Annotated in this window: 19 protein-coding genes; 17 read left to right on the top strand and 2 right to left on the bottom strand. The window is 72.0% G+C overall.

Annotated elements, in window-relative coordinates; translation table 11 throughout:
* Positions 1-125: 125 nt before the first annotated feature.
* The 6 genes from leuC to BIV04_RS03925 all read left to right on the top strand — a co-directional run bounded on the left by leuC (position 126) and on the right by BIV04_RS03925 (position 6,739).
* Complete coding sequence (gene leuC / locus BIV04_RS03950) at positions 126-1,622, top strand: 3-isopropylmalate dehydratase large subunit (protein ID WP_255364155.1); 1,497 nt, start codon at positions 126-128, stop codon at positions 1,620-1,622.
* The gene (leuD, locus tag BIV04_RS03945) at positions 1,622-2,218 is read left to right on the top strand and encodes a 3-isopropylmalate dehydratase small subunit (RefSeq protein WP_071254254.1); all 597 of its coding nucleotides are present in this window, start codon (positions 1,622-1,624) and stop codon (positions 2,216-2,218) included. Before leuC ends, leuD begins: the two co-directional genes overlap by 1 nt.
* Complete coding sequence (gene murA, locus BIV04_RS03940; protein WP_054145636.1) at positions 2,219-3,586, top strand: UDP-N-acetylglucosamine 1-carboxyvinyltransferase; 1,368 nt, start codon at positions 2,219-2,221, stop codon at positions 3,584-3,586. It abuts the gene before it with no gap.
* Positions 3,587-3,593: 7 nt separating this feature from the next.
* Positions 3,594-4,376: a 1-acyl-sn-glycerol-3-phosphate acyltransferase gene (locus tag BIV04_RS03935; protein ID WP_071254252.1), complete on the top strand. Its 783-nt coding sequence runs from the start codon at positions 3,594-3,596 to the stop codon at positions 4,374-4,376.
* A 73-nt stretch (positions 4,377-4,449) separates the two neighbouring features.
* Positions 4,450-5,463: an NAD(P)H-dependent glycerol-3-phosphate dehydrogenase gene (locus BIV04_RS03930; protein WP_071254774.1), complete on the top strand. Its 1,014-nt coding sequence runs from the start codon at positions 4,450-4,452 to the stop codon at positions 5,461-5,463.
* 91 nt (positions 5,464-5,554) lie between these two features.
* Positions 5,555-6,739, top strand: a complete 1,185-nt coding sequence (locus BIV04_RS03925) for a D-alanine--D-alanine ligase family protein (protein ID WP_083396105.1) — start codon at positions 5,555-5,557, stop codon at positions 6,737-6,739.
* Positions 6,740-6,784: 45 nt separating this feature from the next.
* On the opposite strand, the gene BIV04_RS03920 is transcribed toward BIV04_RS03925, so the two are convergent.
* Positions 6,785-7,354, bottom strand: coding sequence for a DUF3515 family protein (locus BIV04_RS03920; protein WP_071254250.1), 570 nt, complete (start codon positions 7,352-7,354; stop codon positions 6,785-6,787).
* Positions 7,355-7,378: 24 nt separating this feature from the next.
* Between BIV04_RS03920 and thiL the strand changes: the two genes are divergently transcribed.
* Positions 7,379-8,398, top strand: coding sequence for a thiamine-phosphate kinase (thiL, locus tag BIV04_RS03915; protein ID WP_071254248.1), 1,020 nt, complete (start codon positions 7,379-7,381; stop codon positions 8,396-8,398).
* A gap of 28 nt (positions 8,399-8,426) precedes the next feature.
* Here thiL and rsmD read toward each other — a convergent pair whose 3' ends face one another.
* Positions 8,427-9,002 carry a 16S rRNA (guanine(966)-N(2))-methyltransferase RsmD gene (rsmD, locus tag BIV04_RS03910; RefSeq protein ID WP_071254246.1) on the bottom strand — a complete coding sequence of 192 codons (576 nt, stop codon included), beginning with the start codon at positions 9,000-9,002 and terminating at the stop codon, positions 8,427-8,429.
* 171 nt (positions 9,003-9,173) lie between these two features.
* Here rsmD and BIV04_RS03905 point away from each other — a divergent pair, with 171 nt between their 5' ends.
* From BIV04_RS03905 to BIV04_RS03860, 10 genes are all read left to right on the top strand, one after another.
* On the top strand, positions 9,174-10,880 hold the full coding sequence (locus BIV04_RS03905) for an acyl-CoA dehydrogenase family protein (RefSeq protein WP_071254770.1): 1,707 nt from the start codon (positions 9,174-9,176) through the stop codon (positions 10,878-10,880).
* A 74-nt stretch (positions 10,881-10,954) separates the two neighbouring features.
* Positions 10,955-13,165, top strand: a complete 2,211-nt coding sequence (locus BIV04_RS03900) for an ATP-dependent DNA helicase RecG (protein WP_071254769.1) — start codon at positions 10,955-10,957, stop codon at positions 13,163-13,165.
* An 81-nt stretch (positions 13,166-13,246) separates the two neighbouring features.
* On the top strand, positions 13,247-13,729 hold the full coding sequence (coaD, locus tag BIV04_RS03895; RefSeq protein WP_054145631.1) for a pantetheine-phosphate adenylyltransferase: 483 nt from the start codon (positions 13,247-13,249) through the stop codon (positions 13,727-13,729).
* A 28-nt stretch (positions 13,730-13,757) separates the two neighbouring features.
* Complete coding sequence (locus BIV04_RS03890) at positions 13,758-14,789, top strand: AAA family ATPase (RefSeq protein ID WP_369700689.1); 1,032 nt, start codon at positions 13,758-13,760, stop codon at positions 14,787-14,789.
* 47 nt (positions 14,790-14,836) lie between these two features.
* Positions 14,837-16,120, top strand: coding sequence for a DUF58 domain-containing protein (locus BIV04_RS03885; RefSeq protein WP_071254244.1), 1,284 nt, complete (start codon positions 14,837-14,839; stop codon positions 16,118-16,120).
* A complete protein-coding gene (locus BIV04_RS03880; RefSeq protein ID WP_071254242.1) occupies positions 16,113-18,422 on the top strand; it encodes a transglutaminaseTgpA domain-containing protein in 2,310 nt (769 codons plus the stop codon). Before BIV04_RS03885 ends, BIV04_RS03880 begins: the two co-directional genes overlap by 8 nt.
* A 77-nt stretch (positions 18,423-18,499) precedes the next feature.
* Positions 18,500-19,021 (top strand): DUF177 domain-containing protein, encoded by a 522-nt coding sequence (locus BIV04_RS03875; protein ID WP_082486437.1) that lies wholly within the window; start codon positions 18,500-18,502, stop codon positions 19,019-19,021.
* 71 nt (positions 19,022-19,092) lie between these two features.
* Entirely contained in the window at positions 19,093-19,296 is a 204-nt protein-coding gene (gene rpmF / locus BIV04_RS03870) for a 50S ribosomal protein L32 (RefSeq protein WP_043593937.1), read from the top strand.
* Positions 19,297-19,333: 37 nt separating this feature from the next.
* Entirely contained in the window at positions 19,334-20,086 is a 753-nt protein-coding gene (gene rnc / locus BIV04_RS03865) for a ribonuclease III (protein WP_071254238.1), read from the top strand.
* A gap of 2 nt (positions 20,087-20,088) precedes the next feature.
* Positions 20,089-21,111: an Fpg/Nei family DNA glycosylase gene (locus tag BIV04_RS03860; protein ID WP_071254236.1), complete on the top strand. Its 1,023-nt coding sequence runs from the start codon at positions 20,089-20,091 to the stop codon at positions 21,109-21,111.
* The last annotated feature ends 10 nt before the right edge of the window (positions 21,112-21,121 follow it).

The following is a 21,121-nucleotide window of genomic DNA, read 5'->3' as shown; positions in this document are numbered from 1 at the left end:
GGGGGCGCCGGGAATGGCCGTCGCCGGAGCACGGTTCACCCCGTGACCGTCGAGAGGCCCGCCGGAGACACTGGCGTAGACTCCACGGATCATCTCGACGTCGAAACAGGAGAAAGGGCGTGCCCGTGGGTAGGACGCTGGCCGAGAAAGTGTGGGACGACCACGTCGTCGTCAAGGGCGAAGACGGCGCCCCCGACCTTCTCTACATCGACCTCCACCTCGTGCACGAGGTCACCAGCCCCCAGGCGTTCGACGGACTGCGGCAGGCCGACCGGCCGCTGCGCCGTACCGACCTGACGATCGCGACCGAAGACCACAACACGCCGACCCTGGCGATCGACAAGCCGATCGCCGACCTCACCAGTCGCACGCAGATCGAGACGCTCCGCCGCAACACGGCCGAGTTCGGCGTCCGCCTCCACCCGCTCGGCGACGCCGAGCAGGGCATCGTGCACGTGGTCGGCCCGCAGCTCGGCCTGACCATGCCGGGCATCACCGTCGTCTGCGGCGACTCGCACACCTCGACCCACGGGGCCTTCGGGGCCATGGCGTTCGGCATCGGCACGAGCGAGGTCGAGCACGTCATGGCGACGCAGACGCTGCCGCTGAAGCCGTTCAAGACCATGGCGGTCACCGTCGAGGGCACGCTCCGTCCCGGCGTCACCGCGAAGGACATCATCCTCGCCGTCATCGCCCAGATCGGCACCGGCGGCGGGCAGGGCTACGTGCTCGAGTACCGCGGCAGCGCGATCCGCGCCCTCTCGATGGAGGGGCGCATGACGATCTGCAACATGTCGATCGAGGCAGGTGCCCGGGCGGGCATGGTCGCGCCCGACCAGACCACGTACGACTACCTGCAGGGTCGGCCGCACGCTCCGACGGGTGCCGACTGGGACGAAGCCGTCGCCTACTGGGACACCCTGCCGACCGACGACGACGCCGTGTTCGACGCCGAGATCTTCCTCGACGCCGACACGCTCGAGCCGTTCGTCACGTGGGGCACCAACCCGGGCCAGGGCGTGTCGCTCAGCGACTCGGTGCCCGACCCCGAGTCGGTCGTCGACCCCAACGAGAAGGCCGCGGCGACGCGTGCGCTCGAGTACATGGCCCTCGAGGCCGGCACGCCGATGAAGGCCATCCCGGTCGACGCCGTGTTCATGGGGTCGTGCACCAACAGTCGAATCGAAGACCTCCGCGCGTTCGCGTCGATCATCCGCGGCCGTACCAAGGCCGAGGGCGTGCGCGTCATGGTCGTGCCGGGGTCGGCTCGCGTCCGCCTCGAGGCCGAGGCCGAGGGGCTCGACCGGGTCTTCACCGACTTCGGCGCCGAGTGGCGCTTCGCCGGGTGCTCGATGTGCCTCGGCATGAACCCCGACCAGCTCGCACCGGGCGAGCGGTGTGCATCGACCTCGAACCGCAACTTCGAAGGTCGCCAGGGCAAGGGCGGTCGCACGCACCTCGTGTCGCCCCTCGTCGCCGCGGCCACCGCGGTGCGCGGGACCCTGTCCTCGCCGTGGGACCTCCAGGCCGACGACGACCACGCCGCGGCGGCCTCCGCCGACGTCCGGGCGACCGACGAACCCGTCCTCGCCGACGGCACCGATCGAGCAAGGGCCCTCTGATGCAGAAGTTCACCACCGTCACCGGTGTCGCCGCTCCGCTGAAGCGTTCGAACGTCGACACCGACCAGATCATCCCGGCGCAGTTCCTCAAGCGGGTCACCAAGACCGGCTTCGAGGACGCCCTGTTCTTCGGGTGGCGCAACGACCCCGAGTTCGTGCTGAACCGGCCAGAGTTCCAGGGCGCGCGCGTCCTCGTCGCCGGCCCCGACTTCGGCACCGGTTCGAGTCGTGAACACGCCGTGTGGGCGCTGCGCGACTTCGGCTTCGACGTCATCATCAGCTCGCGCTTCGGCGACATCTTCCGGGGCAACTCCGGCAAGCAGGGACTGCTCGCCGCAGCCGTCGCCGAGGACGACGTCGAGCGCATCTGGGCCGAGATCGATCGCCGGCCGGGCGTCGAGATCACGGTCGACCTCGTGGCGCAGACCGCCACGATCGGCAGCCTCACCGTCGGATTCGAAGTCGATGCCTACACTAAGTGGCGACTCCTCGAAGGCCTCGACGACATCGGCCTGACCCTCCGCGACGAAGCGGCCATCACAGAATTCGAATCCCGCCGCGCCGCCTGGCGCCCGAAGACATTGCCGGTGAAGTAAGTGAACTCTCTCGTCCAAGACGCAGCAGCAGCAGGTGCCCGTGTGGGGCTGACCTCCGATGAGATCGTCATCCGGGGTGGCAAACCGCTGATCGGTCGCATCGAGGTGCGTGGTGCCAAGAACCTGGCCACGAAGGCCATGGTCGCGGCCCTCCTGGGCGACACCCCCAGCATCCTGAAGGACGTCCCGGACATCAGCGACGTCAACGTCGTCCGGGGCCTGCTCTCGGTGCACGGCGTGCGCATCACCGACCCGGCTCGCGGCGAGATGATCCTCGACCCCTCCGCCGTCGAGTCCGCCCACTTCGCCGAGATCGACGCCCACGCCGGCTCGAGCCGCATCCCGATCCTCTTCTGCGGACCGCTGCTGCACCGCCTGGGCGAGGCGTTCATCCCCGACCTCGGCGGCTGCCGCATCGGCGACCGGCCCATCGACTTCCACCTCGACGCCCTGCGTGCCTTCGGTGCCGTCGTCGACAAGTCGTACAACGGCATCCACCTCACCGCGCCCAACGGCCTCACCGGCGCCAACATCGAGTTGCCCTACCCGAGCGTCGGCGCCACCGAGCAGGTGCTGCTGACCGCGGTGCTCGCCAAGGGCGTCACCGAACTGCGCAACGCCGCGATCGAGCCCGAGATCATGGACCTCATCGCCATCCTGCAGAAGATGGGCGCCGTCGTCTCGGTCGAGCCGAACCGCGTCATCTTCATCGAGGGCGTCGAGAAGCTCCGCGGCTACACGCACCGGGCGATCAACGACCGCAACGAGGCCGCGAGCTGGGCCTCGGCCGCACTCGCGACCAAGGGCGACATCTTCGTCGAGGGCGCCGACCAGAAAGACCTGATGACGTTCCTCAACGTCTTCCGCAAGGTCGGCGGCGACTTCGACGTCCACGAGGACGGCATCCGGTTCTTCCACCCCGGTGGCGAGCTCAAGCCCGTCGTCGTCGAGACCGACGTCCACCCCGGCTTCATGACCGACTGGCAGCAGCCGCTCATCGTCGCCCTCACCCAGGCACAGGGCACCTCGGTCGTCCACGAGACGGTCTACGAGAACCGCTTCCAGTTCACCGAGGCCCTCAACGACATGGGCGCCGACATCACGGTCCACAAAGACGGACTGCCCGACCACGACCGCCGTGTCGCACGTCGCGAGTTCGAGCAGGCCGCGGTCATCAACGGCCCGACGGCCCTGCACGGAGCCGACATCCGCGTGCCCGACCTGCGCGGCGGGTTCAGCCACCTCATCGCGGCGCTGACCGCCGAGGGCGAGTCGAAGATCAGCAACGTCGGCATCATCAGCCGCGGCTACGAGCACTTCATCGCGAAGCTGCGCAAGCTGGGTGCCGACTTCGACTTCAAGGGCTGATCGACCGGTGTCGACAGCCGACCCCGACGCCCCCGTCGTCCCGGTCCCGGCGCGCAGGCGTCGCAAGGAGAAAGGCGCGTTCTTCCGCGTCCTCGCGACGCCTGCCGCGCCGCTCTTCGACCTGATGGCCCGGATCGACATCGTCGACGGCGACAAGCTACCGGCCGAGGGGTCCTTCGTCCTGACCCCGAACCACTACACGAACATCGACCCGGTGGTCGTCGGTCGTGTGATGTGGTCACTCGGTCGGGTCCCGCGCTTCCTCGCCAAGGCGTCCCTGTTCCGGGTGCCGGTGTTCGGCCGCATGATGCACGCCATGGGGCACATCCCCGTCGAGCGGGCGGGGCGCACCCACGACCACGACCCGCTGGCGGCCGGTCGCCTGCTCGTCGCCCGGGGCGGCGGCGTGATCGTCTACCCCGAGGGCACCCTCACCCGCGACCCCGACCTCTGGCCGATGAAGGGCAAGAGCGGCGCCGTCCGCCTCGCCCTCGCCGCCGGGGTCCCGCTCATCCCGATGGCGCACTGGGGCAGTCAGCACCTCATGGGCCGCTACTCGAGCCGCCTCCACGCCTTCCCGCGCAAGCGCATCACCGTCGTGATCGGCGATCCGGTCGACCTCTCGGCCTACCGCGATCGTCCGCTCGACCAGGCCTCCGTCACGGCCGCCACGGCCGCGGTGATGGACGCCGTCACCGAGCTCGTCGAACGGCTGCGAGCAGAGAAGGCCCCGGCCGAGCGGTGGAACCCCGCCAAGAACCATCAGAAGGAGACAGGCCGCTTTGAGTAGCTCCGAGTCACGCGAAGGCGCCATCGAGGCTCTCGGAGAAGGGGCGGTCACGACCGAGGCGATCTCGATCGTCATGCGCGACTCGATCCCGCGCCGGGTGGCCGTCCTGGGATCGGGCAGCTGGGGAACCACCTTCGCCAAGGTCCTCGCCGAGGGCGGCGCCGACGTCACCCTCTGGGCCCGTCGACCCGAGGTGGCCCGCGAGATCACCGAGAGCAAGCGCAACAGCGACTACCTGCCGGGCATCAACCTGCCCCGCACCCTCGTCGCGACCCCGTCTGTCGAGCAGGCACTCTCGGGTGCCGAGCAGGTCTACCTGTCGGTCCCCAGCCAGACGTTGCGCGACAACCTGACCGCGATCCGCGGCATGGTCCCGTCCGGGGTGCCGGTCGTCAGCCTGATGAAGGGCGTCGAGAAGGCCACCGGATTGCGCATGAGCGAGGTGATCGAGGCCGAGCTCGGCATCGATCGCGACCTGATCGCCGTCGCGTCGGGGCCCAACCTCGCCCTCGAGATCGCGAAGCGGCAGCCCACGGCTGCCGTCGTGTCGTCGTACAGCCTCGACACGGCGACCCTGGTGGCGGCCACCGCCACCAACCCGTACTTCCGCTCGTTCGTGAACACCGACGTGATCGGGACCGAGTTCGGCGGCGTCCTCAAGAACCTGATCGCCGTCGCGATCGGCATCGTCGACGGTGTGGGGTACGGCGAGAACACGAAGGCGTCGATCATCACGCGCGGACTGGCCGAGATGACCGCGTTCGCCGTGTCGTTCGGGGCCAAGGCCGAGACCCTCGCGGGTCTCGCCGGGCTGGGCGACCTCATCGCTACCTGCGAGTCGCCGCTCTCGCGGAACAACACCGCGGGTCGGTTGCTCGGGCAGGGTTACGCCTTCGGTGACGTCGTGCGCCAGATGAACCAGACCGCCGAGGGGCTGGCCTCCGTCGCGCCGATCCTCGAACTCGCGCGGTCGCGCGGCGTCGACATGCCCATCGTCCAGCAGGTGGCCGAGGTGCTCGCCGGTACACTCGACCCGCGCAACATCGCCCCACACCTCACCGAGACGGACGAGCCCCAGGGCGAGTGACCGCAGGTCGTCCGTGCCGGGGGCATGCGACGACCAGAGCCCGCTCACCGCGGGTCGGCCCGCGGGCCGTGACACCGACGAAAGGCCCTCCATGGCGAGCACCGAGCCCACCGCGACCACCCGCCTCGCCGCAGCCGACATCTCGTCGGTCGACATCTCGCCGGTCGGGGTCTCGGCCACCGAGACGGCCAAGACCGTCGTGGTCGTCCTCTTCGGTGGCCGCTCGAGCGAGCACTCGATCAGCTGCGCGACGGCCGGGGGAGTCCTCTCGGCGATCGACCGCACCCGCTACGACGTGGTGCCCGTGGGCATCACCGTCGACGGGGCGTTCACCCTCCAGCCCGACGACGCGGCGAGGTTCGCGCTCGACGCCGAGACGCTGCCGACCGTCGTCGACAACGGCACGCGCGTGCACTGGCCCGAGTCGTCCACCACCCGCGAGCTGACCGTCACCGAGCGCGACGGCACGACGCGCCTGCTGGGCGAGGTCGACGTGGTGTTCCCGATCCTGCACGGTCCGTTCGGCGAGGACGGCACGGTGCAGGGCCTGCTCGAACTGACCGGGCTGCCCTACGTCGGGGCGGGCGTGCTCGCCTCGTCGCTCGGCATGGACAAGCACTTCACGAAGACGGTGCTGCAGGCCGCCGGCGTGACCGTCGCCCCGTGGCGCACCGTCCGTCGTCGTGACTGGGACGCCGCGCCCGAGCGCGTGACCGCCGACGTCGAGCCGCTCGGCTACCCGATGTTCGTCAAGCCCGCCCGAGCCGGGTCGAGCGTGGGGGTGTCGCGCGTCGACGCGCCCGCCGACCTCGCCACGGCCATGGCCAAGGCCTTCGCCGAGGACCACAAGGTCCTCGTCGAGTCCGCGGTCGTCGGCCGCGAGATCGAGTGCGCCGTGCTCGGTGGACGCGACGGGGCGTCGCCCCGCACCTCGGTCGCGGGCGAGATCGTCCTCGCGAGCGACACCTTCTACGACTTCGAGTCGAAGTACCTCGGCGCCCCCGGGGCCGACCTGGTCTGCCCCGCCGACCTCTCCCCGGGCGACCTCGCCGAGATGCAGCGGCTCGCCGCGCTGGCCTTCGAGGCCATCGACGGCACGGGCCTGGCTCGCGTCGACTTCTTCCTGACCGACGACGGCTGGGTGATCAACGAGGTCAACACCATGCCCGGCTTCACGCCCATCTCGATGTTCCCCGCCTGCTGGCTCGCGAGCGGCCTCAGCTACCCCGAGCTGATCGACGAACTCATCGCCCTCGGCCTCGAGACCGAGCGCTGACCGAGCCCGAGGGCTGACGCAGCCTGTCCGCCCCCGCGACCGGCCCTACGGCGTCGGCGTGGGCGTCGTCGACGGGTCGTCGGCCGACCCGGCCGAGCCGGGCAGGTCGCCGGCTCCGACGCACTTCTTGCCGTCGTTCGGCAGGTAGCCGACCGCGTCGGCCAGGTCGCGCAGCACGTTGCCGCCGTTCGCCTTGGTGGTGTCGACGATCACCTGGACGCCGGGTTCGCGGCCGAACGTGGTGAGGATCGAGGTCTCGGCGTCGTCCGGGTCTTGATCGACGAGCCAGTCGACGCCCTGGATGTCGTAGCAGGGCAGGTCGGACACGGCGGGCGTCTCGACGCCGCAGTGCAGCAGCACGCTCGTCGGCGAACCCCAGGCGCCGGTCGCCTGGGCGTCGGTCTCGCGGCGGCCTTGCCCGTCGTCGACGACCTCGGGCAGGTGGACGGTGACCTGGGCGCAGGCCGGGTCGTTCGCCCCCGCGGCGGGCTGCATCGGGACGGCTTGCGAGCAGCCGACGAGCGTCGTCGCGAGACCGGCCCCGACGAGCACGAGGGCCGAGACGCGAAGACGGGGACGGAGGCGCGCGGCGAGGCGCGAGGACGGGTTCGACATCGCATCCAGGCTACCGTTCAGCACATGGAACGACGCTCCACGGACCCCCGCCCGGACGACGCCGACACCGTCGAGGGCGTCGGCGAGCTCGCCACCCTGGCCCGCATCCTGCCGCGCCTGCCCCGAGGCGACGACACGTTGCTCGGCCCCGGTGACGACGCCGCCGTGGTCGCGGCGCCCGACGGCCGGTTCGTCGTGACGACCGACCTCATGGTGCACGGCCCCGACTTCCGTCGTGCCTGGTCGACGTCGTACGACCTCGGGTGGAAGGCCGCGGCGTCGAACCTGTCCGACGTGGCGGCGATGGGCGCGCGGCCCACGGCGCTGGTCGTCGCCCTCGCGGTGCCCGGCGACACGAGCGTGACCGAGCTCGAGGCCTTCGCGGACGGCCTCCGCGAGGGCTGTTCCGTGATGGCCCCGGGCACGGGTGTCGTCGGCGGTGACCTCTCGGTCTCGCCGACCTTCACGGTCGCGGTGACGGCGTTCGGCGACCTCGAGGGGCGCGCGCCGGTTCGGCGGGACGGAGCCCGACCCGGCGACGTCGTCGCGGTGTCGGGCGCGCTCGGCTGCTCGGCGCGTGGACTCGACCTGCTGTTCCGTCTCGGCGTCGACCACGACGGGGTGCCCGACACCGCGGCGGCCGCCGCCCTGCGCGAGCGCGACCCGGACGTCGGCTGGCACCTCGCCCCCACACCACCCGTGGCCGACGGTCGCTCGGCAGCGCTGGCCGGGGCGACCGCGATGCTCGACCTGTCGGACGGCCTCGCCCTCGACGCCGGTCGGGTGGCCCGCGCCTCCGGTGTCGTGGTCGACCTGTCGGCCGGGGCGCTGGGTGACGACCCCCGGCTCGCCCTCTCGGGCGGTGAGGACCACTCCCTGTTCGCCACGTTCCCGCCCGAGGTCGCGTTGCCCGGTGGTTTCCGCGCCGTCGGCACGGTCCGCGATCCGGCAGGAGGCGCGCCCCGCGTCACCGTCGACGGTTCGGACCTCGGCGAGGCCGGCGGGTGGGACCCGTACCGACTGTGGTCCGGGGCGCAGGGCTGACGAGCCGACCCGCGCCTCCTGGTCCGGGTCAGTCGCGCAGCGCGAACCAGACGGTCGTGTCGCCGTACTGCTTCTTGACGTCGAGGGTGAGGCCGTCGGGCCAGCCGGGTTCGCCGTCACGCGAGGCGCGCTCGACGACGACGAGGGCCTGCTCGTCGAGCGAGGGCAGCAGGGCCGTGAGATCGGCGGTGAGGTCGGCGGCCGACAACTCGTAGGGCGGGTCGAAGAAGACGAGGTCGACGGGCGCCGAGCCGCCCTCGAGGTACGACCGCACGGGCTGGGTGACCACGTCGACGCGCGGGGGAGTGCCGCGCGGCGGTCGGGGTGCCCGCGCCAGCACGGACTCGACGTTGCGGCGCAGCACCTTCGCGGCGGCCGGGGCCTTCTCGACCAGGACGACCGAGGCCGCCCCTCGCGACGCCGCCTCGAGTCCGAGACCACCCGTGCCGGCGTAGAGGTCGAGCACGCGCCGGCCCCGGATCTCGTCGCGCGCGTCGAGCGACGAGAACAGCGCCTCGCGCACCCGGTCGCTCGTGGGCCGCGTCCCGACCTTGGGGACGACGAGCGAGAGGTTGTCGGCGAAGCCGGAGATGATGCGGGACATGGGGTCAACCATGCCAGGTCGACGCGCGACACCCGGCGCGCACCGGGCGCGCACCCGGCACGCACGTGGTTCGAGCATCCCAACAACGCATCACCGTCGACCACCCCGCCCGGTCGTCGGACCTGCACAACCGAGTTGGCGGTGCCCGTCGACGTCGGCAGCATCGGTGCCATGACCAGCGTTGATCGTACTGTGAGGCCCTCGTTCACGAAGTCGCTGTTCGCCGGGCGCATCGCCTCCGAACTCGTCTTCCCGTACCCGCAGATGACGGCGGCCGAGAAAGCCCGGGTCGAGACGGTCTCGGCGTCCGCCCGCGAGGTGCTCGCCGGCTACGACCCGCTGAAGGCCGAACGCGAGGGGTGGATCGGCGACGACCTCGTGCGCGAGCTGGGCGAGCGGGGTCTGATGGGGCTCTTCGTCTCCGAGGAGTACGGCGGTCTCGGGCTCAGCCAGAGCGCCTACTGCCGCGTGTACGAGGAGTTCGGTCGGGTCGACGGCACCCTGGCCACGGTCATGGGGGTGCACCAGTCGATCGGGACGAAGCCCCTGCACCTCTTCGGCACCGACGACCAGAAGGCACGCTGGCTGCCCGACCTGGCGAGCGGCCGGAAGCTCGCGGCGTTCGTGCTCACCGAGCCGAACGTGGGCAGCGACGCCTACGCGCTCGAGACCCGGGCCGAGCGGCAGAGCGACGGCAGCTGGGTGCTGAACGGCGAGAAGCGGTGGATCGGCAACGGCGACAAGGACGTCCTGACCGTCTTCGCGCAGAGCGACCTCGGGCACGTCGCGCTGATCGTCGAGAAGGGCATGGAGGGTCTGAGCACCGGCCCGCGGTTCGAGACCCACGGCCTCAAGGCCAACCACCTGCAGCGCGTGCACTTCAAGGACGTCCGGGTGCCCGCCGAGAACCTGCTCGGCGAGCCGGGTGACGGCTTCCGCATCGCGGTCAACACGCTCAACAACGGTCGCATGTCGATGGGCACGGCCATCGCGGGCGGCATGAAGAGGTTCCTCGAGCTGAGCCTCGAACACACGGAGGCGCGGCACCAGTTCGGCAGACCGCTCGCGGACTTCGAGATGGTCGGCGACAAGCTCGCCTGGATGACGCAGCAGATCTACGGCGTCGAGTCGATGTCGTACCTGACCACGGGCCTCGTCGACCGCGGCGACACCGACTTCGCGCTCGAGTCCGCCCTGACCAAGGTCGCCGCGAGCGACACCGGCTGGTACGCCCTCAACCGGGCCGTGCAGCTGCACGGCGGCGAGGCGTACATGGAGGGGCACCCGCTGTCGAAGGCCCTGCGCGACTTCCGCATCTTCCCGATCTTCGAGGGGGCCAACGACGTCCTGCGCGCGTTCGTCGCCCTGAACGGCCTCAAGACGCTCAGCGAGGAGCTGCCCGACGTCGCGTCGCTGAGCATCGGAGACCCCGGTCGGGCGCTCGGGGTGCTCGCGCCGTACGTCGCAGGGCGCGTGCAGCGGCGCATCCGGCCCGAGCGGCCGGTCGGGGTCCATCCCGCGCTCGCCAAGCAGGCCGCCGAGCTCGGCGACCAGGTCTCGCGGCTGCGCGAGCGCACCGAGGGGGCGCTCCGCAAGCACGGCAAGAAGGTGCAAGAGAAGCAGCTCGTCCAGAAGCGCCTCGCCGACGCGGCGAGTGGCATCTACGCGCAGACGGCCGTCCTCTCCCGGGCCTCGACGGCCCTTCAGGAGGCGCGGGCCGACTCCGACGCGGAGCGTCACCTGGCCGTCGGCTTCTGCAAGCAGTCCGCCCGCGGGGTGGCACGGCAGCTGCGGGCCCTCAAGGTGAACGACGACGGGCACGTGGCCGACCTCGCGAAGGCGACCCGCGCCTCCGGCGGGTACTCCTTCTCGCTCTGACCACCGGCCGGCCCGACGGGGTCCGGCGCCGCCCGGCGCGGGAGCTGTCGGGGGCGGGCGCTAGCGTGGTGTCCGTGCCCGACTCACCCCTCGACGCCTCGCTGGCCGGGGCCCTCGGCGGCCGGACGGCCACCGCCCTGCAGAAGGCCTTCGGCCTGCGCACGGTCGGCGACCTGCTGACGCACTTCCCTCGGCGCTACGCCCGGCGGGGCGAGCTCACGGCCCTCGACCAGTTGCCCCTCGGCGAGTCCGTCACGATCGTGGCCCAGGTGCTCGACGTGCGCGAACGCACGATGCGCGCCCGGCGCGGCTCGATCCTCGAGGTGCGCATCGGCGACGGCCAGGGCATCCTGACGCTCACCTTCTTCAACCAGGCGTGGCGGGCCAAAGACCTGGTGCCGGGTGCCCGCGGCATCTTCGCCGGCAAGGTCGGCGACTACCGGGGGCTCCGCCAGCTGGCGCACCCCGACTACGAGCTGTTCGACGCCTCGCACGAGGCGGTCGCCGGGGTCGGCGACCAGCAGGCCCAGAAGTGGGCGAAGCAGCCGATCCCGATCTACCCGGCCAGCGCCTCCGTGGCGTCCTGGCAGGTGCAGAAGTCGGTCGAGGTGCTGCTCGACGGCCTGCCGCCGATCGACGACGCGGTGCCGGCGTCGGTCCGGTCCGAGCTCGACCTCGTGCCCGTGTCCGAGGCGTACGAGCGCATCCACCGTCCCGAGACCGATCGCGACCACCTCACGGCCCGCGACACCCTGCGGTTCGACGAGGCCTTCGTGCTGCAGAGCGCCCTGCTGCAGCAGCGGGCGCTCGTGCGTCGATCGGCGGCCACCCCCCGACGTGCCACGCCCGACGGCCTGCTCGCCACCTTCGACGCCGCCCTGCCCTTCGAGCGGACGGGCGACCAGCGCCTCGTCGGCGACGAGATCACCCGTGACCTCGAGGCCGAGGTGCCGATGAACCGCCTCGTGCAGGGCGAGGTCGGCTCGGGCAAGACCCTCGTCGCCCTGCGGGCGATGCTCGCGGTGGCCGAGAGCGGTGGCCAGTCGGCCCTGCTGGCCCCGACCGAGGTGCTCGCGGCACAGCACCTGCGATCGATCACGGCCACGCTCGGGCCCGACCTGGCGGCCCGACTGCGCCCGACCCTGCTGACCGGCCAGATGACGGTGGCCCAGCGCAAGAAGGCGCTGCTGTCCATCGTCAGCGGCCAGGCGCACGTCGTGGTGGGCACCCACGCCCTGATCAGCGAGACCGTCGAGTTCTTCGACCTCGGCCTCGTCGTCGTCGACGAGCAGCACCGCTTCGGCGTCGACCAGCGTGAGGCGCTGCGCAAGAAAGGCGCCACGCCGCCGCACGTGCTCGTCCTGACCGCGACGCCGATCCCGCGCACCGTGGCCATGACGGTCTTCGGCGACCTCGACGTGTCGACCATCGCCGAGCTGCCGAAGGGGCGCCAGCCGATCGAGTCGTTCGTCGTGCCCCTCGCCGACCACCCGACCTGGGGCGGTCGCATCTGGCAGCGCTCGGCCGAAGAGGTGGTGAAGGGGCGACAGGTGTTCGTCGTCTGCCCGGCGATCGACGCGGTCACGGCCGAACCCGGCGACCCGCCCGACGTCGGCGACGCGCCCGGCGACGACGCGCCCGGGGCCGACGGATCCGAGGCACCGGCCCCCGAACGCGCGAGTGTCGAGGGGGTCATGGCCCGGGTTCCCACGATCCCCGTGCTGCAGGGCCTGCGCGTCGAGCCCCTGCACGGACGCATGTCGTCCGACGAGAAGGACGACGTCATGCGTCGCTTCGCCGCCGGCGACATCGACGTGCTCGTCGCGACGACGGTCATCGAGGTGGGGGTCGACGTGCCGAACGCCTCGACCATGGTCGTGCTCGACGCCGACCGGTTCGGCGTCTCGCAGCTGCACCAGTTGCGCGGTCGCGTCGGTCGCGGCGGCCACCCGGGTCTCTGCCTGCTCGTCACCCACGCAGCGGCCGACACCGTGGCCCGCGAGCGAGTCGACGCGGTCGCGGCCACGCTCGACGGCTTCGAGCTCGCGCAGGTCGACCTCGACCTGCGTCGCGAGGGCGACGTGCTCGGCAACCTCCAGTCGGGCGGCCGCTCGTCCCTGCGTCTGCTGCGGGTGGCCCGCGACGGCGACCTCATCGGCCTCGCCCGTGAGCACGCGGCCGAGGTCCTCGACGCCGACCCCCGCCTGGTCGACCACCCCGCCCTCGCCGCCGCCATCGCGCGCCGACTCGACGACCGGGGCCGCGAGGCCATGGGCAAGAACTGAGCGCGCCGTGGTGCGTGACGCGTCCTCGACCCCGCCGTCGCCCTGGGGGTCCGTCCGGGGTCGGCGGGATACAGTGACCGGATGAGCAGGATCGCCGTCGTGCCGGGTTCGTTCGACCCCGTGACCCTCGGTCACGTGGACGTGATCGCCCGGGCCGCCAACATCTTCGACGAGGTCCACGTCCTCGTGGTGCACAACCCCGAGAAGAGCGCGTTGCTGCCCCTGGCTCAGCGGGTCTCGTTGCTCACCGAATCCCTCCGCGCGGCCGGGCTGCCCGAGACCGTCACGGTCCACAGCTGGAGCGTCGGGTTGCTCGTCGACTACTGCACCGAGGTCGGGGCGAGCGTGCTCGTCAAGGGCATCCGCTCGCAGGTCGACGTCGCCTACGAGACGCCGATGGCGATCATGAACCGCAGCCTCGCCGGTGTCGAGACCGTCTTCCTGCTCCCCGACCCGGCCCACGCGCACGTGTCGAGCTCGCTCGTGCGGCAGGTGGCCTCGCTCGGCGGGGACGTGTCGCCCTACGTGCCCGAGGCCGTCGCCGCCTACCTCAGCACCACCTGACCCCGACCCACCCGACGAGGACGCCGCGATGACCACGACCAACGACCCCACCGTCGAGCCCGCCGCCGTCCGCGCGACCGGCTCCGGTCCCACGATGTCGCTCGCCGAGGTCCAGCAGCGCGCGAGGGGCATCCTCGAGGCCGTGGCCACCGTGATCGACGGCAAGGACGGCGCCATCTCGACGGCGCTCACCGTCCTGCTCGCCGAGGGCCACCTGTTGATCGAGGACGTCCCGGGCGTCGGCAAGACGCAGTTGGCCCGGGCGCTCGCCAAGGCGGTCGACGCGACCGTCACCCGCATCCAGTTCACCCCCGACCTGCTGCCGAGCGACATCACGGGAGTCTCGGTCTACGACCGGCAGAGCGGCGGATTCGAGTTCAAGCCCGGTCCCGTCTTCGCCAACGTCGTCATCGGCGACGAGATCAACCGTGCTTCGCCGAAGACCCAGTCGGCGCTGCTCGAGAGCCTCGAAGAGCGTCAGGTGACGGTCGACGGCATCACGCACCCGCTGCCCTCGCCGTTCCTCGTCGTGGCGACGCAGAACCCCGTCGAGATGGAGGGCACCTACAACCTGCCCGAAGCGCAGCGCGACCGGTTCATGGCCCGCATCTCTCTGGGCTACCCCGACGCCCGCAGCGAGCTGCGCATGCTGCAGCAGCGAGAGCGGGTCAGCCCCCTCGACACCCTGCGCCCGCTCGTCTCGCTCGACGAGCTGACCCGCATGATCGCCGCCGTCCGCACGGTCTACACTGCGCAGGCGGTCGAAGAATACGCCGTGCGGATCGTCCAGGCGACGCGCGTCCATCCCGACGTGCGTCTCGGGGCCAGCCCCCGGGCGACCCTGCAGCTCATGCGGGCGGCCAAGTCCTGGGCCGCCCTCAACGGCCGCGGTTACGTGGTCCCCGACGACGTCGACGCCCTCACCGGGCCCGTCCTCGGCCACCGGGTCATCCTCGCCGGCCGAGCCGGGGCGGGGGCCGTCTCGGCGGCCTACGACCTCGTCGCCGAGGTCGTCGAGCAGACTCCCGTCCCGCTCGGCGACGCGACCGACGCGCGCTGACCGTGAGACGGGGTGGGGTCCCCAGGCCGACCGGCCGTGGCGTCGGCGTGCTCGCCGCCGGGGTGCTCGTCGTGCTCGTGGGCTGGCTGGTGCAGGCCCCGGCCCTCGTCTTCGCTGGCTCGACGCTCGTCGTCCTGATCGTGGCCGTCACCGTCTCCCTGCTCTTCCGCACGGCCGACGTGCGGGTCACGCGTCGCTTCACTCCCGACCGCGGCGTCGCGGGGTGGTCCGCCGTCGAGACGGTCACGGTCCTTCCCCGCGGGGGTCGGACCTCCGGCACCGTGCGGGTCCGCGAGCAGCTGCCGTTCGGACGACTGTCCGACTCCGAGGCCGCGGCGGTCCTGCTCGTGCCGGGCCGCGCCTCCTCGGCGGTCTTCCGCCACCACGACCTGCCGCGCGGTCGGCACCGCATCGGCCCCCTGCACGTCGACCTCGTCGAGTCGTACGGCGTCGCCCGGCGAGGGGTCGTGGCGGCCGGCGTGGCCGAGTTCGTCGTCGTGCCCGACGTCGTCGAGGTGGGGTTGGGGCGCGAGTCCCATGCCCTGGGTGACGGGTCGAGACGGCAGCGCGAGCACAGCCTGGCCGGTGGTGAGGACGATCCGGTCACGCGCGAGTACCGCCGGGGCGACCCGATGCGTCGGGTGCACTGGAAGGCCACGGCCCGGCACGGCGAGCTCATGGTCCGACAAGAAGAGCAGCACGGCCTGCCCAGTGCGCGGGTCGTCATCGCCGTCGCGGCCGAGGGATGGTCCGACGCGCGCCCGACGGTGCCGCCGACGAGCGGCGTCCGGGTGAGGCCGGCGACCGCCGCGATCCCGCTCGTCAGCGACGCCTTCGAGTGGGCGGTCTCGTTCGCCGCGACCATCGCGGTCGAGATCGGCCACGCGGGGTCCGCGACCGTGCTGACGACACCCGGCGGCACGCTCGTCGCCCGGCACGACCCGGAGTCGACCACGGGGTTCCTCGACGACCTCGCCGACCTGCGGCTCGACGACGCGCTCGGGGCGCCCGCTCCTGCCCCGTCGCCCCGGGAGCCCGTCGTGGCGGTCGTCTCGGGACTGGGCCGGCTCGACCTCGAGCTGCTCGTCGCCTCGAGGGCTCCCGGGTCGTCGGCGGTCGCCGTCGTCGTCACGGCCGCCCTGCCCCTCGGCGCCGGCCTGACCTCGCGTCCCGCACGCCTCGCCGACGGACCGGGCCGGGGCGACGACCGCGTGCTCGCCCCCGACGAGGTCGCCGGTGCCCTGCGCGACTCCGGCTGGCGGGTCGTCGAGACCGACTCGAGCGTCGACGTCGGCCGCCTGATCACGACCTCGGGGGTCCTCGATGACTGACTCGCCGACCCGCGTGGGGTTCTTCGGGGCCGAGCCCGCGGGCGCGGCCCGCTGGCAGACCTCGGCGCTGCTCTGGCTCGTGCTCGTCCTCTCGCTCGCGAGCCTGCACCCCGTCTTCGTCGGGGTCGGCTGGTGGGTCGCGGGTGCCGTCGTGGCCGCCGTCGTGCTGGGTGCGTCCCTCGCCGTGCGGGCGCTGGGTGGCGCCTCCTGGCTGGGCGTGGTCGGTGGGGCGGTCCTCGGCGCGCTCGTCACGACGGCCTTCGCCTCCGGGGGGACGGCCCTGCTCGGGGTCGTGCCGACGGGGGCGACCTTCGCGCGCATCCCCGAGCTCTCGGCTCAGGCGAACGCGGCCATCGTCGAGGGATCGGCCCCGGTCGAGGTGAACGACGGCCTGCTGGTCACGGTGGCCCTCTCGGTGCTCGTGGTCGCCGTCGTCACCGACCTGCTGTCGTCGGTGGGGCAGCTGCCGGTCGTGACCGGGGTCTTCCCGGCCCTCGTGCTGGCCGTGCCGACCTTCGTGCCGGGCGTCGTCACGAGTTGGCCCTGGGTGGTGGCGACCGTGCTGGCCTACCTCGTGCTGCTGATGGTCTCCACCGGACGACGACCCTCGCGCGCCGGTCTGGTCGGTGCCGCCGCGTCGGTCGCCGTGGCCGGGCTGCTGACGGCCGTCGTCCCCCTTACGGGCGTGGCGCCGTTGACCGGTTCGGGCACCGGCACCGGCCTCGCGACCGGCGTGAACCCCATCATCGACCTCGGTGACGACCTGCGGCGGGGTGCCCCGGTCACCGTCCTGTCGTACCGGACCGACGACCGGCAGGGCACGTATCTCAAGCTCGTCGACCTGGTGGACTTCTCGGGTCGCACGTGGAGTCCCGCCGACGTGCCGCTCGACCCGCTCAACACGCTCGACACCCTGCCCGACGCTCCCGGCATCGATCCGGGCACCGCACGACGCGACGTCACGACCGACGTCACGATCGGGGCGTTGCGCAGCCCCTACCTGCCCGTCCCGGTGCCGCCGACCGCCATCGAGGGCCTCGACGACCAGTGGCGGTTCGTCGACGAGAGCGGCGTCACCGTCCGCAGCGAGTCCGAGGGCACGCAGGGTCTCGAGTACGAGGTGACGAGCCGGCCCGTCGACCCGAGCCCCGAGCAGGTCGTCGCATCGCTCGACGACACGGGGCCCGACATGGCGCCCTACCTCTCGGTCGACGAGGTGCCGCAGACCGTCACCGACCTCGCCGCCGAGGTGACCGCCGGCTCGGCCAACCCGTTCGACGCGGCCGTCGAGCTGCAGGACTTCTTCCGCGACGGCGACTTCACGTACTCGGAAGACACCCCGGTCCAGCGCGGCTACGACGGCAGCGGCCTCGACGCGATCGAGACGTTCCTGCAGGTCCGCAGCGGGTACTGCGTGCACTTCGCCTCGGCGATGGCGGTCATGGCCCGGACGCTGGGCATCCCGTCGAGGGTGGCGGTGGGCTTCCTGCCGGGCGACCTGCAGGGCGTCGGCGACGACGCCGCGTTCCGGGTGAGCAGCGACGACCTGCACACCTGGCCCGAGCTGTACTTCGCCGGGCTCGGCTGGGTCCCCTTCGAGCCGACCGTCGGCCTCGGCGCCCCTCAGCAGTACCTGCAGCAGACCGGCGTCGAGCCGAGCGACGTCCCCGCCGACGACGCGAGCACCGCCCCCGACGCGAGCACGGCCCCCTCGGCCTCGACCGCCCCGACCAGCGCGGCTCCGAGCGCGAGCGCCACGCCGACGTCCGCCGCCTCGGGTCCGGGCTCCGGCGTCGGGCCCGTCCCGTCGATCGCCCTCTCGGTGCTCGCGGCGCTCGTGCTCGCCGCCCTCGTCGTCCCCTCGGGTCTGCGCGCCGGCCGTCGACGACGTCGCCTGTCGGCGTCCCCGCCCGACCTGGCGCTGCACGCCTGGCACGAGGTGGTCGACACCGCTCGAGACCTGGGTGTCCCCGTGACGGCCGCGATGACCCCGCCGGCGGTCGTCGACCTGCTGGCGCAGCGCCTCGGGGCAGGGGGCGCCGTGACCGGAACGGCGACGGCACCGTCCTCCGGCCGGTCGACCAGGGCCGAGGAGGCGCGGGTCGCCTCGGTCGCGCTGCTGGACGCCCTGCAGGCCGAGCGCTTCGGAGCCGAGCCGGCCGCCAGGCAGGTGCAGGCGGACGCGCGTCGCGTGATCGACGGGCTCCGCGCCTCCTCGTCCCCGGGGCAGCGCCTCAGGGCGACCGTCGCGCCGCGGTCGCTCGTCGGGGGCACGGAGGCGGCGTCCGGCTCGACGGCGTAAACTGCCTCCTCGTGCCTCATTTCACCCAGACCCCCTACACCGTCCCGGTGTTCGACCTCGTGCACCGTCCGGGCGAGATGCGCGAGCACGAGCTCGACGTCGTCGTGCCCGAGAAACTCGGCGAGGGCCAGATCTCGGTGCCGAAGGGTGCCGAGATCGCGATCGACGTCAAGCTCGAGGGGCTGCACGACGGCATCCTCGTGTCCGCCCACGTCTCGGGCACGGCGGTCGGTGAGTGCAGCCGGTGCCTCCGCGACATCTCCGAGCCCGTCGAAGTCGATTTCGCCGAGGTTTTCGCGTACGATGTCGACGAAGCTTTTGACTATCAGGTTCAAGACGATCACGTGGATCTTGAACCCGTGGTCAGAGACGCAGTGGTTCTGTCACTGCCCTTCCAGCCGGTCTGTCGGCCGGATTGTCCGGGCCTCGACCCCGAAACGGGCGAGCGTGTGGACGACATCCCCGACTACCAGCCCCGCGAGATCGCCGACCCCCGTTGGTCGGCACTGGCAGGGTTCCAGGCTGAATCGGCACCCGCCGACGGCACGTCACAGGGCACCGGTCACGACGACCAGCGCCCGGCCGACGAGCAGCACTGAACACCACCGCGTCACCCACCATCGTCAGACCCAGGCACCCGCGAGGGTGCCGACAGAGAGAAGAGAAACCCATGGCCGTCCCGAAGCGCAAGCAGTCACGCTCCAACACGCACGCTCGTCGTTCGCAGTGGAAGGCCACGCCGGTCCAGCTCGTCAAGACGATCGAGAACGGCAAGGTCACCTACAGCCTCCCGCACCGTGCCAAGGTCGTCGAGGACAGCGCCGGCACCGCCCTGTACATGGAGTACAAGGGCCGCAAGGTCGCCGACGTCTGATCACCGACGTGAACCCGTCCACCCTCGCGGTGAGCGCATGAGTCAGCCCGAGTCGAGCCCTGGTGCCGACCGGGCTGTTCTCTTGTCCCGGCTGCAGATCGAGCTCAGCGACGCCCTTATCGACCAGGCGCTCACACACCGGTCGTACTCGTACGAGCACAGCGGCGTCGGCAACAACGAGCGCCTCGAGTTCCTCGGTGACTCCATCCTGGGTCAGGCCGTCACGGTCATGCTCTTCACCGAGAACCCCGACCTCGACGAGGGAGACCTCGCTAAGCGTCGAGCCAGCCTCGTCAGCACCGTCGCCCTGGCCGAGGTCGCCCGCATCATCGGTCTCGGCCCGTACCTGCGCCTCGGTCGCGGCGAAGAGTTGACCGGCGGTCGAGACAAGCACTCGATCCTGGCCGACACCGTCGAGGCCATCATCGGCGCGACCTACCTCGAGGCCGGGGGTGAAGCCGCCACGGCGCTCGTGCTGCGTCTCGTGGCGCCGCTGCTCGTCGACCCCGATCGCTTCGGTGCCGCGATGGACCCCAAGACCAGCCTGCAAGAACTGGCCGCGACCCTGGGTCGTGGCATGCCGTCGTACTCGGTGACCGACAGCGGCCCCGATCACGACAAGCGTTTCCACGCCGTCGTCGCCCTGGGTGACGAGCAGGGCGTCGCCGAGGGGTCGGGCAGCAGCAAGAAGCAGGCCGAGATGGCCGCTGCGCTCGGGGCCTGGACGTCCCTCAACGCGTCGGCCGCCGGGGTGGCCGCCGCCCGTCGGGCCGCCGCCTCCGCCGACTGACCGTGCCCGAACTGCCCGAGGTCGAGGTCGTCCGGGCCGGTCTGCACCCCGTGGTGGCCGGTGCCGTGGTGACGGCGGTCGACGTCCTCGACCGGCGTTCGCTCAAGCGGCACCGCGGTCCGAGCGACGACTTCGTGGACCGGCTGGTCGGTGGCACGATCGACTCCGCTGTCCGCCGGGGCAAGTTCCTCTGGTTCCCGTTCGAGCCTGCCGAGCCGCACGAGCAGCCCCTGGCCCTCGTGGCTCACCTCGGCATGAGCGGTCAGGTGCTGCTCCGCAGCCGGGACGCCGAGCCCGACCGTCTGATGCGCATCCGGCTCGAGGTCGAGAGTCCGTCGCTCGGCCCCGTGCGACTCGCCTTTGTCGACCAGCGCATCTTCGGCTCGATGGCCCTCGACGAGACGGTGCCCACGCCGGACGGGCGGGCGGCGGGGTTCGCCGGCCCGCGCCTCCTGGGGTCCGATGTCGAGGCCGCAGGCGAGGCTGCCCTCGAGGCCGGGACGGTCGCCCCGCCGACCACCACCGCCGGCACCGACGACGATCCGGCCGCGTGGGTGCGTCGGGTCCCGCAGCAGGTCTCGCACATCGCTCGCGACCCGCTCGACCCGGCCTTCGACGAGTCGCGGGTGATCACCCGTCTGCTGGCCCGCCGGACCGGGGTGAAGCGCGCGCTCCTCGACCAGGGTCTGCTGAGCGGGGTGGGCAACATCTACGCCGACGAGAGTCTCTGGGCCGCGCGGGTGCATCCCGAGCAGCCCACCGAGTCGTTGTCGAGGGCGCGTGCGCGCGTGCTGCTGGCCGAGGTGCGGGTCGTGCTGCTCAAGGCCCTCGGTGAGGGTGGGACGAGCTTCGACGCCCAGTACGTCAACGTCAACGGCCAGTCGGGCTACTTCAGCCACAGCCTCGCCGCGTACGGGCAGCAGGGACGCCCCTGTCCGCGGTGCGGCACCCCCATCGTGCGCGAGGCCTTCATGAACCGCTCGAGCCACTTCTGCCCCCGCTGCCAGCGGGTGCGCACGCGCTGATCCCTGCGCC

Origin of the sequence: Frigoribacterium sp. MCBA15_019 (assembly GCF_001864945.1) — a bacterium.
Classification (GTDB): domain Bacteria; phylum Actinomycetota; class Actinomycetes; order Actinomycetales; family Microbacteriaceae; genus Frigoribacterium.
The sequence above is the reverse complement of the archived record's forward strand: the minus strand, read 5'-3'. Positions and strand labels throughout refer to the sequence as shown.